This is a genomic window from Pseudomonas sp. GW821-FHT03A09, assembly GCF_059421065.1.
Genome location: NZ_JBWKUX010000012.1, coordinates 92,993 through 105,649, shown reverse-complemented (window position 1 = coordinate 105,649; position 12,657 = coordinate 92,993). Strand labels below are relative to the sequence as shown.

Genomic DNA, 12,657 nt, shown 5'->3' with positions numbered 1-12,657 from the left:
AACCGCCCATGAACAACCCACGATTCGCAAGAACCGCAGGCTGGCTGGTGCTGGCCGGCCTGGTCGCAGCCGGTGCGCTGGCCTGGTATGTCACCCGTCAACCCGCCACGCCTTTCGAGCAAGAACAGACCTTCGATCCGGCACTGGTCAGCCGTGGCGAGTATGTCGCCCGTGTCAGCGACTGCGTGGCCTGCCACAGTCTGCCTGGCAAGACACCGTTCGCCGGCGGCCTGGAGATGGCCACGCCGTTGGGCGCGATCCATGCCACCAACATCACGCCGGACAAGACCGTCGGTATAGGCGCCTATACCCTGGCCGACTTTGACCGCGCGGTGCGCCACGGCGTTGCGCCGGGAGGGCGACGGCTTTACCCGGCCATGCCCTACCCGTCTTACGTAAAACTCAGCGATGACGACATGCGTGCGCTGTACGCGTTCTTCATGAAAGGTGTAGAGCCCTCCAACCAGCCCAACATCCCCAGTGATATTCCCTGGCCGCTGAACATGCGTTGGCCCATCGCCTTGTGGAACGGGGTGTTTGCCCCCAGCGCACCCTACGCGACCAAACAAGGCCAGGATGCGTTATGGAATCGCGGCGCCTATATCGTCCAAGGGCCCGGCCACTGCGGCAGTTGCCACACACCACGCGGCCTGGCCTTTAACGAGAAAGCCCTGGACGAGTCCGGTACGCCATTCCTCGCCGGCGCCCTGCTCGACGGCTGGTACGCGCCCAGCCTGCGCCAGGACCCCAACACCGGCCTGGGCCGCTGGAGCGAGCCTGAAATCGTGCAATTCCTCAAGACCGGACGCAACCAGCATGCGGTGGTGTATGGCTCGATGACCGAGGCGTTCAACAACTCCACCCAGTTCATGAACGACGACGACCTGGCCGCCATCGCCCATTACCTCAAGTCCCTGCCCGGCGACCCGCAGCGTGACGGCACGCCATGGCAATACCAGAACGCTGCCGTCGATACCCGTCCCGGTGCCCATACCTACGCCACCCGTTGCGCGTCTTGCCACGGCCCGGACGGCAAAGGCCAGCCCGAGTGGATGCCGCCCCTGGCCGGTGCCACGTCGGCATTGGCGTCGGAAAGTGCGTCGGCGATCAACATCACCCTCAACGGCTCGCAACGGGTGGTGGCGGCTGGTGTACCAGACGCTTACCGCATGCCGGCGTTTCGTGAGCAGTTGTCGGATCAGGATATCGCCGAGGTGCTGACTTACGTGCGCAGCACGTGGGGCAATCATGGCGGTGCGGTCGACGCCGCAGCAGTGGGCAAGCTACGCGGGCATACCGATCCGGCGAGCAGTAGCCCAATCATCCTGCACATGCGCTAACCGAGGTCGTACTCGGTTAAATGTGGGAGCGGGCTTGCCCGCGAATGCAGTGTGTCAGCCAACAGATTTACTGGCTGATCCACCGTATTCGCGGGCAAGCCCGCTCCCACATTTGGGTCGAGCTGCATCCGTTAACTATCAGTGAGTCGCCAGGTCCACCGAAAAACAACACCCATTCGGCTCCCTCGCCGTCAGTTCGACCCGCCATTGCTGAATGCCGCAAATCCGCTGCACCAGCGACAAGCCCAGTCCAAGCCCTTCGCCACGGCTTTGTTCGCCCCGCACGAACGGCTGGAACATCGCCTCGCGCTTGTCGTCGGGTATGCCGATGCCACTGTCTTCCACGCTGAAGCCGTGCTCACTCAAGGTCAGGCGAATAAACCCGTGATCGGTGTAGTGCCAGGCATTGCGCAGCAGGTTACCCATGACCGATTGCAGGAACGTCAGGTTGTACGGCTGCGAAGAGGCATGCTCGCTGTCATAGACAAACTCCAGGCCTTTTTCGCGAATCAGCCGCCCCCAGATCTCCACCAAACCATCCGCCACTTCTTTCAAGCTGGCCTGTACGCCATTCCCTCGGGCATCCGCAGCCCGCGCCAGCATGAGGAAGGTATCCACCAACTGGCGCATTTCATCGCTGGCCCGGGCAATACGGCCGACCTGCGCCGCCGAGCGCTGATCCAGGGACGGGTCGCTGAGCAATAACTCACAGGAACTGGCCAATACCATCAGCGGCGTACGCAATTCGTGGCTGACGTCGCTGGTGAAGAGTTTTTCCCGGCTCAACGCATCGCGCAGTCGACCCAGCGTCTTATCGAAGGACAAGGCCAGTTCCCCCACTTCATCCACCGCGTAATCCGGGTGCAGGGGCGGTGCCATGTCCAGCAATTGGTCACGATGGCGCACCTGCCGCGCCAGGCGGATCACCGGCGCCATGACCCGGCGCGCCAACAAGCGGCCCAGCAGGACCGCCAGCAGAATGCTCAGCACAAACCCCACCGCCACCGCGGCGAACAGCACACGCTCGCGTTGCTCGAAGCTTTCCTGGTTACGCAGCAGCACGTATTGGCGACCATCCACCACCTGGGCAACCGCGTAGTAAGACTGCCCCTGATACTCGATTTCCTGGAACCCCGGTGCCAGGGTGGCCAGCGCCGGGTCGAGGGCCATATCGCCCGACTCGCCCTGGGCAAAAAACAATTCGTCTTTTTCGGGGCGATGGCTCCACGTGTCCGCATCGTCCTGGCGCAACAGACGGTTCAAGCCGCCGCCCAAGTCGGCACTGGTGAGCTTGTACTCAACCACATGCACGGTCGCCACAATGCCAGCGGCAAAGACGCCCGCCACAAACGCGCTCATCAGCGCGAACACAATCACGATCCGCTTCGTCAGGCTTTGCCTGAAATCCATGCCCATACGAGGTTCCACTGCCGCGTTCAAACTGCAATACCAGAGGTGTCGGGTAGTGCCTTGCGACGCCGACGTTCGAACCAAAGATAGACTACAGGCGTAGTGTAAAGCGTAAGAATCTGCGAAACCGCCAACCCGCCGACAATCGCGATACCCAGTGGCTGACGCAATTCAGAGCCGGCCCCATGCCCGAACGCCAGCGGCACCGCCCCCAACAACGCCGCCAACGAGGTCATCAGGATCGGCCGCAAGCGCAGTAGACAGCCTTCACGCACCGCCTCGCGGGGCGACAACCCCTGCTGCTGGGCCTGCAAGGTGAAGTCGACGATCATGATCGCGTTTTTCTTCACGATGCCGATCAACAGGATGATGCCGATCATACCCAGCACCGACAAGTCCTGGCCGCACAGCATCAGCGCCAGCAACGCGCCGAACCCGGCGGACGGTAAGGTCGAGATGATCGTCAGCGGGTGGATCGCATTCTCGTAAAGCACACCGAGCACGATGTACACCGTGAGGATCGCCGCCAGAATCAGCCACGGCTGCGACTTCAGCGAATCCTGGAAGGCCTGGGCGGTGCCTTGGAAACTGCCGACCACCGTGTCGGGCATCGCCACCGCCAGGCTCGCCTGGTTGATCGCATCCACCGCGTTGCTCAAGGCCTGGCCGGGCGCCAAGTCGAAAGACAAGGTGATCGCCGGGAACACGCCCTGGTGGTTGATGATGATCGGCACCTGCTCGGTCTGCACGTTCGCCAGCAAGTTGAGCGGCACCAGTGCGCCAGAACTGGCGCGCACAAACAGGTGTTCCAGGGTGGCGGTGGAGGTTTGCCAACTCGGGTCGAGTTCGAGAATCACATGGTTCTGGTCCAGCTGGGTAAACATCGTCGCGACTTGACGCTGGCCGAACGCGTCGTACAACACATCGTCAATCGCCTGCACCGTCACGCCCAGGCGCGCTGCGGTCGGGCGGTCAATGACCAGGGTCGATTGCGCGATGGCCTGCTGTTGGTCCGAGGTCACGTGCTGCAACTGCGGCAAGGTCTTGAGCTTGGCCAGCAGCACGCCACTCCAATGGTCCAGCTCGACGCTGTCCGGGTCTTGCAGGGTGTATTGGTATTGGGTCTTGCTGGCGCGGCCACCGATCTGAATGTCCTGGTTGGCCTGCATGAATACCTTCACCCCATCCAGGCGATCCAGCGCCGGTTGCAGGCGCCGGATCACTTCAGCGGCACTGGCGGTGCGCTCGCTGAAAGGCTTGAGGTTGATCATCACCTTGCCCTGGCTCACGGTCGGGTTGGGGCCGATCCAGAAGTACACCCGTGCCACCGCCGGGTCCTGGCCGATGACTTCGGCAGCGCGGTTGACCTGGGCACGCATGGCCAGCGGCGAGATGTCCGGCGCAGCTTCCGCCACCCCCTGGATCAAGCCGTTGTCCTGCTGCGGGAAGAAGCCCTTGGGAATGCCCACATACAGCACCGCCGTGGCCGCCAGAGTGGCAATCGCTACCGCCAACGTGATGCGCTGGTGGTCGAGCACCCAATCCAGGCTGCGCCGATAGCCATCGTGCAAGCGTGTGAACGCCCGCTCGCAGGCCTGGGCGAAGCGCCCTTCTGCTTGCTCGGCATGGGGTTTGAGCAGCCAGGCGCAGAGCATCGGTGTGATGGTCAGCGAGACGATGCACGACATGATGATCGCCACGCTGACCGTCACCGCAAACTCGCGCATCAAACGCCCGACGATCCCCGACATCAGCAGGATCGGCAGGAACACCGCGATCAACGACACCGTCATCGACACAATGGTGAACGCCACTTCGCGCAAGCCATCCACTGCCGACTGCAAGCGTGACTTGCCCATCTCCAGGTGGCGCACGATGTTTTCCATGACCACGATGGCGTCGTCCACCACAAAGCCCACGGCGATCGCCAGGCCCATGATCGACAGGTTATCGAGGCTGTAGCCCAACAGGTACATCACGCCAAACGTCGCCACCAGGGACAGCGGGATGGTCAAGCTGGGAATCAGGGTGGCCGTGGCCTTGCGCAGGAAGATAAAGATCACCACCACCACCAGCGCGATGGACAGCAGCAAAGTGAATTGCATGTCGTTGACCGAGGCTTCGATGGTTTGCGTACGGTCACCGACCACCTGTACCTGCACATCACGTGGCAACGAAGCGGTGAGCTCCGGCAGCTTGGCCTTGAGCGTGGCGATGGTCGACAGCAGGTTGAAACCCGGCTGCTTGTGAATATCCACGATCACCGTGGGTTCACGCCCCAGTTGCGCGGCTTGCTGGGTGTCTTCTGCCCCGGCGATCACCCGGCCGAGGTCGCCCAGCTTGATCGGCATGCCGTTTTTGTAGGCGATGACCTGATCACGGTAATGCTGCGGGTCGAGCATCTGGTCGGTGGCACCGAGGGTGACAGAGCGGCTCGGCCCATCGAGGCTGCCTTTGGGCTGGTCGAGGGTGCTGACGCCGATCACGCTGCGCACATCTTCCAGCGTCAGGCCACGGGCGGCCAGGGCGTCGGGGTCGATCTGTACGCGCACGGCAGGCTTCTGCTCGCCGTGGAAGTCCACCAGGCCCACGCCCGGCATTTGCGACAGACGCTGGGCAATGTAGTTGTCGGCGTAGCGATCCAACTCCGGCAAAGTGCGCGTGGGCGATGTCACCGCCAGGGACAACACGGTGCCTTCGGCCGGGTTGACCTTGTTGAAGGTCGGCGCGCTGGACATGGTTTTCGGCAGGTTCGGCGTGGCCGTGTTGATCGCGGTCTGTACGTCCTGGGCGGCGCCGTCGATGTCGCGGTTAAGGTCGAATTGCAGGACGATCTGGGTCTTGCCGGCCGCACTGGAGGACGTCATCGAAGTGACTTGCGGCACCGCGGCAAACGCCCGCTCCAATGGCGTTGCCACCGAGGAGGCCATGGTCTCGGCACTGGCACCGGAGAGTTTGGCAGTGACCTGAATCGTCGGAAAATCCACGGTCGGCAACGGCGCCACCGGCAGTTGGAAGTAGGCAAACGCGCCCAGCAGCATCACGCCCACCGCCAACAGGCTGAGGCCGACGCGGCGTTGAATCAAACCGGCGAGGCCTTTCATGGTTTGGCCTCCGCCAGCGCAGCATTGTCGGTGTTGGCCGGCATCACCTTGACGCCCGGCGCGATGCGGGATTGGCCCTGTACCACCACGGTTTCACCAGCGCTCAGACCTTGGCGAATCCACTGTTTGCCGTCGACCACGGTGCCGGCGTCGACTGGGCGGGGCTGCACACGCTGATCGTCGCCCACCACGTACACAAAATTGCCTTGGCGACCGAACTGCACGGCCTCGGCGGGCACCACGGTGACGTCCTGGCGGGTTTGCACCAGCAAGCGTGCGCTGACCAGTTCACCCGGCCACAGCTTGCCGGCGGCGTTGTCGAATTGTGCCTTGAGCTGCACCTGGCCGCTGGCAGCCGCGACCTGACTGTCGATAAAACTCAAACGCCCTTCGGCAATGGCCTGGCGACCGTCGCGGGTCATCGCCACCACTTGCAACGCGCCTTTGGCGTTCTCTTCAAGTATCTGTGCCAAGTCATCCTGGGACACGGCAAACGCCACCGAAATCGGGTTCATCTGGGTGATCGTCACCAACCCCGTGGCCTCGGCGCCGTGGGCAATGGCGCCGACGTCCAGCAGGCGCTGGCCGGTACGTCCAGTGAACGGTGCCTTGACTTGGGTGAACTCCAATTGCAGGCGTGCGCTGTCCAACGCCGCCTGGTCGGCCTGCACCGTCGCCTGTTGCGCGGCGAGTTGGGCACGGAAGGTGTCCACGTCCTGGGTCGGCCCGGCCTTGGCGGCGGCCAGTTTGCTTGCACGGTCGAGGTTGACCCGCAAGTTGGCCAGTTGCGCCTGATCCTTGGCCACCAGCGCCTGGGCCTGGGCGGCTTGCGCCTGATACACACGCGGGTCGATCACCGCGAGCAAGCTGCCCGCCGTAACCATCTGGCCCTCGTTGAACAGAATCTTTTGCACTTCACCGTCGACCCGCACCCGCACATTCACGCTGTTGAGCGCCTGCACGTTGCCGATGGCGCTGATCCAGATCGGCAGGTCCTGGCGGCTGACCGGTGACAGACGCACCGGCACGGCGCTCACCTCCACCGGCAACGGTGCGGCCTGGGCGCGGCGAATCCATTGGACGCCACCGGCCACGGCGGCCAGCGACAGCACAATCAGGGCGCCCAGCACCAGACGATGACGGGAATTCAAGACACTCATGGCTGAGTCACCTGTACAAGAGATTGGGAAACTGTGCGGGCGGCGGCAAAATCCCCGCCCAAGGCGCGAAACAAGCCGACGGCGGCCTGCAGATGTTGCAGGCGCACCTGGAGCAGGCTGTCTTCGGCCTGGTATTGGGTGCGTTCAACGATCAACAGCGTCTGGAAGTCAGTGGAGCCCAGGCGATAACGCACCTGGGCCAGGCGCGCGGCTTCGCGGGCCGAATCGACAGCGGCCTGGTTGAGCGTGTAGCTCTTGTCCAGCTCGCGAGCGGCGCTCAGTTGGGTCTCGACGTCTTGTAAGGCCTCGATGATCGACTCGCGGTAGCTGGCGGTCAGCTCCTGCACATGGGCCTGATCGAAATGCAGTTGGCCCTTGAGCTGGCCGCCCTGGAACAACGGCTGGCTGAGGGTGCCGATGGCGCTCCAGATTTGCCCACCGGCCAGGGTGTCGATGCCGCCCAGCAGGTCCAGGGACAGGTTGGGCAGAAACGCTGCGCGCGCCACGCCCACGTCGAAGTTGGCCGACACCAGACGCGCTTCGGCGGCCTGAATGTCCGGGCGCTGACGCAATAGGCCAATCGGCAGGCCCGTGGCCGGCTGCGGCACTTGCAGGCCCTTGAGCCCCTCACCTTGCAGATGGAAACCCTCAGGCGGTGCCCCCACCAGTACCGCCAGCTGATACAGCGCCTGATCGCGTTGCTGGCGCAGCGGCGGCATGGCGGCCTCGAAGGTTTGCATGGCGTTGCGCTGTTGGGCCACCTCCAGGTTGGACACGGCGCCCTGGCTGGCCTGTACCTCCACCAGGTCGAGCACTTGGCGCGCGTCGTCGGCGATGGACTGGGCCAGGCGCAGACGCTCTTGCAGGGACAGCACTTGGAAGTAACTGTCGGCGATGCTCGCACTCAGGGTCATGCGCAAGGTGGCGGCGTCGAACACCGTGGCCTTGGCCAGTGCGTCGGCCGAATCCGCCGCTGCGCGCTGTTTGCCCCAGAAGTCCACCTCATAGGAAGCTTGGGCAAACACACTGCGCTTGGCTGTGGTGCCGTAGTTATTCTGGCGCTGGTAATTACCGCCCAGGTTGAACGCCGGGTACTGCGCAGCACCCGCTACCTGAGCCGAGGCGCGCGCCTGATCGATGCGGCTGGCAGCGGCCTGGAGCGTGTAATTGCCGGACAGGCCACGGGTAATCAGTTGCTCCAGTTCAGCACTGTGGAACTCCCGCCACCAGTTGCCGCCCTGCGCCGCTGCCGACTTGCCCGCGTCCCATTGAGACGCCAGGGGCAAGCTGGGCGTTTGATACGCGGGCACCATCGAACAGCCGCCGAGCAATAGCAGGCCGACGAGCCAAAAAGAATTTCTTGCAACTGACATGGGCACGCGATCCCCCGCTAAAGAATGCGGCGAAGATAGCGAGAGGTGCCTGCCAGGGCGTTCGTCGGTAGATAAACTTTTGTTTAGGAAGCCTGGAAGCTGTAGCCGGCGCCCGGAATGGTCTTGATCAGCGAGTACTCGAAGCCTTCATCCAATTTGCGCCGCAAGCGGTGGATGTGTTTGTCGATCACGTTGTCGTTGGGGTCGAAATCATAGTCCCAGGCGCTGTCGAGCAGCATGTCGCGGGTCACCACCTGGCCGCTGTGGCGCATGAGTTTTTCCAGCAACAGAGCTTCGCGGTGCTGCAAGGTAATGCTGCGGCCCTGGCGCACGGCCGTGCGGGTGGCACAATCGAGTTGCAGCTCGCCCACGTTCAAGGTGCGCCCCGATTGTTCGTGGCCACGCAGCAATGCGTCGAGCCGCGCCAGCACTTCGGCAAATGCATAGGGCTTGGCCAGGTAATCGTCGCAACCGGCCTGCAGGCCCTCGACCTTGTCCTGGGTCGATGACTGGGCGCTGAGCATCAACACCGGCACCCGCGACTGGCGCGCGCGCAGCGCCTTGACCAAGGCAATACCATCCAGGCCCGGCAGGCGGCGGTCCACGATAAGCACATCGTGGATGCCTTCCAGCGCCAGGCCCAGGCCGCTGGTGCCGTCCGCGGCCACATCCACCACGTGCCCGCTTTCGCTCAGACCCCGCAGCAGATAGGTGGCGGTCTGTTCATCGTCTTCAACCACAAGAATGCGCACGGTTGCGTCTCCGGCTCGAATCTAAACTTTAATTTATCTGGCGGGAACGTGGCGCCGCCCCAGGCTTTGCCACACTATGCCACCTCTGCCCTGAAGACGTGACCGGTTCTCTTGCCATGACTCATGTTCTGGTCGTTGAAGACGACTTAACCACCGCCCGCGAAATCGAACTGGCCCTCAGCGACTACGGCTTCACCGTCACCACTGTGCTGAACGGCCGCGACGGCCTGCTCAAAGCCTTGAGCGAGCCCTTCGACCTGATCGTGCTCGACCGCATGTTGCCTGGCGGCGTCGATGGCCTGGGCGTGCTCACCGCATTACGCGCGGCGGGCACCACCACGCCGGTGCTGATCCTCAGCGCCTTGAGCGCCCTGGATGAGCGCGTGCGTGGGCTACGGGCCGGTGGCGATGACTACCTGACCAAACCTTTCGAGTTCATCGAGTTGACCGCGCGCCTGGACGCACTCAACCGCCGCCGCGCCGAACCGTCGACCCCGGCCCAGGAAACCCATCTGCGCGTGGCCAACCTGGAGGTCGACCTGCTGCGTCGCACCGTGCGCCGTGGTGACCGCGCCATCGACCTGGTGCCCCGCGAATACGCCCTGCTTGAACACCTGATGCGCAACGCAGGCCAAGTCATCACCCGTACCATGCTGTTCGAGGCGGTATGGAACTACAGCTACGACGAGCGCACCAACGTCATCGAAGTGCACATCGGCCGCCTGCGCCGCAAAATCGATGGCGACGGCGAAGGCCAGATGATCCACACCGTGCGGGGAGCCGGCTATGTCCTTCGCACGCCTGAGTGAAATCCCGCGCACCATCAGCTTCCGTACCGGGCTGCTGTTCCTGGGCCTGTTCGGTTGCTCGTTCCTGGCGCTGTTCGGCTACATCTATTGGCAGACCGCGTTCTATCTCAAGACCGAGGCCGATACCGCGTTGTATCGCCAGGTGGAAAACCGCAGCGCGCAAGACCCCGAACTGCGCCTGCATGAAATCCGCAAACACGTCGCCCAAGACACCGAAGCCCGCCTGCCTCACAGCCTGTTCGATGCCCAAGGACAGTACATTGCCGGTGCGATTCGTGAGTTGCCGGCATACACGGCCTTGGACAAACCCCAGGAATTTCGCTGGCTGCGGGCCAACGGTCATCACCGGCCGATACGGTTTATCGTGCACCGGCTGGACGACGGCAAGCTGCTGCTGGTGGCCCAGGATGTGCACGACATCCGCGAATTCGACGAACTGCTGATCAACGCGCTGATCTCCGGCGGTCTGCTGTTGCTGCTGGTCGGCCTGGTGGGCGCGGTGGGGCTGGGTTTTCTGGCGCACCGGCGCCTGGACAAGGTCAACCGTTCGATCAAGGGCATCATCGAAGGCGACCTGAGCGGCCGCCTGCCGGTGCGCGGCAACAACGACGACATCGACCGCCTGGCCCTGGTGGTCAACGGCATGCTCGATGAACTGGAGCGCTTGATGAGTGAAGTCAAAGGCGTGTGCGACGACATCGCCCACGACCTGCGCACCCCGCTTACCCGCCTGATCGCCGGCCTTGAGCGCGCCCAACGCCGCGACATGGCCTCCACCGACTACGCCGCCAGCGTCGATGCCGCGCTGAGCGAAGCCAAGGGTTTGCTGTTGACGTTCAAGGCGTTGCTGCGCATCTCCGAAATCGAAAACAGCGCGCGCCGCAGCCACTTTGCCCCAATAGACCTCAACCTGATCGCCGCCGATGCCGCCGAACTTTACGAACCGCTGGCGGAAGAGCGTGGCACGACGCTCACCGTCGACAACAGCCAAGCCCCAGCGATCATCGCGGGTGACGCGCAGTTGCTGTTCGATGCGCTGTGCAACCTGCTGGACAACGCCATCAAGTTCTCACCGGACCATAGCCAGGTGCGGCTGAGCGTGATTGCCGATGCGTCCGGTGTCGGCATTCACGTCACGGACAACGGTCCCGGCATTCCCGAAGCCGAACGCCAGGCGGTGCTACGTCGCTTGTACCGCGCCGAAGCAAGCCGGCATACGCCAGGCAATGGGTTGGGTTTGAGCATGGTGGCGGCAGTGGCACGGTTGCATGACCTGCAACTGACGGTCAGCGATGCTGGGCCTGGATGCCGGGTGGAATTGGTGGCCAACAAGGCGTAATCATCTCCAAGGACACAGGGGATCCAATGTGGGAGGGGGCTTGCCCCCGATAGCGGTAGGCCAGCTAAGTAGATGTCGGCTGACACTCCGTCATCGGGGGCAAGCCCCCTCCCACTTCGACCGCATTTCAATGTTCAAGCGGTAGGTGGGGGCTTGCTCCCTTCCTCCGTTAATGTGCGTTGTTTTCAAGATCGTCGACCGACGGTATTTATCACGTTTTTTTGACGTTTTTTTCTCATTCCCAGCTCTACATTCGCCGCGCTTCAACATGCAAATGATTCCTATTGGTCTAGTCTCAATCGACCTCTCGCGGATTTCCCGTGCAGCCATAAAAACCCGGAGCGCTCACCGCATGACCACCCGTCTTCCTTCGTTTGTCAAAAAAGCCCTGCTCGCCACTGCCCTGGTCAGCGCCGGCCATGTGTATGCCGCCAGCGAGCCGGTCGGTATCGTGGTGTACAACGCCCAGCACGAAAGCCTCACCAAGGCGTGGGTTGAAGGGTTCACCCAGGAAACCGGCATCCCGGTGACCATCCGCAATGGCGACGACACCGAGATGGGCAACCAGCTCGTGCAGGAAGGTGCCGCTTCCCCGGCTGACGTGTTCCTCACCGAAAACTCCCCGGCCATGGTGCTGGTAGACAACGCGGGGTTGTTCGCACCGGTCGCGCCCACCACGCTGGAACAGGTTGATGGCGCCTACCGCCCAGCCCATGGCAAGTGGATCGGCATTGCCGCACGCTCCACGGTGTTTGTGTACAACCCAAGCAAATTGAAAGAAGGCGACCTGCCCAAGTCGCTGATGGACCTCGCCTCGCCAAGCTGGAAAGGCCGCTGGGCTGCCTCGCCGGCCGGTGCCGACTTCCAGGCCATTGTCGCCGCCGTGCTGGAGCTGAAGGGCGAAGCCGCCACCCTTGACTGGCTCAAGGCAATGAAAGCCAACGCGAGCATCTACCGTGGCAACAGCGCGGTGCTCAAAGCGGTCAACGCGGGCCAGGTCGACAGTGGCGTGATCTATCACTATTACAGCTTCGTCGATCAGTCCAAGACCGGCGAGAACAGCAAGAACACCCAACTGCACTACTTCAAGCACCAGGACCCGGGCGCGTTTGTGAGCATTTCCGGTGGCGGTGTGTTGGCCTCCAGCAAACATAAGGAACAGGCCCAGGCCTTCTTGAAGTGGATCACCGGCAAAGACGGTCAGGCCATCCTCAAGGACGGCAACTCGTTCGAATACGCGGTGGGCCAGAACGCCCAGTCCAACCCCAAGCTGACCCCGCTGGCGCAACTGGATGCACCAAAGGTCGACGCGTCCAAGCTCAACAGCAAAAAAGCCGTTGAGTTGATGACCCAGGCCGGACTGCTCTGAT

Annotated in this window: 9 protein-coding genes; 4 read left to right on the top strand and 5 right to left on the bottom strand. The window is 63.0% G+C overall.

Annotated elements, in window-relative coordinates; translation table 11 throughout:
* Window positions 1-8 precede the first annotated feature (8 nt).
* Window positions 9-1,340: a c-type cytochrome gene (locus tag AC07V4_RS20920; RefSeq protein ID WP_492638048.1), complete on the top strand. Its 1,332-nt coding sequence runs from the start codon at window positions 9-11 to the stop codon at window positions 1,338-1,340.
* A 138-nt stretch (window positions 1,341-1,478) separates the two neighbouring features.
* Here AC07V4_RS20920 and AC07V4_RS20915 read toward each other — a convergent pair whose 3' ends face one another.
* The 5 genes from AC07V4_RS20915 to AC07V4_RS20895 form a co-directional block, all read right to left on the bottom strand.
* Window positions 1,479-2,750 carry a sensor histidine kinase gene (locus tag AC07V4_RS20915; protein WP_492638049.1) on the bottom strand — a complete coding sequence of 424 codons (1,272 nt, stop codon included), beginning with the start codon at window positions 2,748-2,750 and terminating at the stop codon, window positions 1,479-1,481.
* Between the two features lie 26 nt (window positions 2,751-2,776).
* Window positions 2,777-5,854 carry an efflux RND transporter permease subunit gene (locus AC07V4_RS20910; protein WP_492638050.1) on the bottom strand — a complete coding sequence of 1,026 codons (3,078 nt, stop codon included), beginning with the start codon at window positions 5,852-5,854 and terminating at the stop codon, window positions 2,777-2,779.
* Window positions 5,851-7,014: an efflux RND transporter periplasmic adaptor subunit gene (locus AC07V4_RS20905; RefSeq protein WP_492638051.1), complete on the bottom strand. Its 1,164-nt coding sequence runs from the start codon at window positions 7,012-7,014 to the stop codon at window positions 5,851-5,853. Before AC07V4_RS20905 ends, AC07V4_RS20910 begins: the two co-directional genes overlap by 4 nt.
* The gene (locus AC07V4_RS20900; RefSeq protein ID WP_492638052.1) at window positions 7,011-8,387 is read right to left on the bottom strand and encodes an efflux transporter outer membrane subunit; all 1,377 of its coding nucleotides are present in this window, start codon (window positions 8,385-8,387) and stop codon (window positions 7,011-7,013) included. The genes AC07V4_RS20905 and AC07V4_RS20900 overlap by 4 nt, the downstream gene beginning before the upstream one ends.
* An 83-nt stretch (window positions 8,388-8,470) precedes the next feature.
* Window positions 8,471-9,139 carry a response regulator transcription factor gene (locus AC07V4_RS20895; RefSeq protein ID WP_492638053.1) on the bottom strand — a complete coding sequence of 223 codons (669 nt, stop codon included), beginning with the start codon at window positions 9,137-9,139 and terminating at the stop codon, window positions 8,471-8,473.
* Window positions 9,140-9,255: 116 nt separating this feature from the next.
* Here AC07V4_RS20895 and AC07V4_RS20890 point away from each other — a divergent pair, with 116 nt between their 5' ends.
* The 3 genes from AC07V4_RS20890 to AC07V4_RS20880 all read left to right on the top strand — a co-directional run bounded on the left by AC07V4_RS20890 (window position 9,256) and on the right by AC07V4_RS20880 (window position 12,656).
* Window positions 9,256-9,948, top strand: coding sequence for a response regulator transcription factor (locus AC07V4_RS20890; protein WP_431749068.1), 693 nt, complete (start codon window positions 9,256-9,258; stop codon window positions 9,946-9,948).
* Window positions 9,926-11,287 (top strand): sensor histidine kinase, encoded by a 1,362-nt coding sequence (locus AC07V4_RS20885; protein ID WP_492638054.1) that lies wholly within the window; start codon window positions 9,926-9,928, stop codon window positions 11,285-11,287. Before AC07V4_RS20890 ends, AC07V4_RS20885 begins: the two co-directional genes overlap by 23 nt.
* Before the next feature lie 352 nt (window positions 11,288-11,639).
* A complete protein-coding gene (locus AC07V4_RS20880; protein WP_492638055.1) occupies window positions 11,640-12,656 on the top strand; it encodes an iron ABC transporter substrate-binding protein in 1,017 nt (338 codons plus the stop codon).
* Window position 12,657 lies beyond the last annotated feature (1 nt).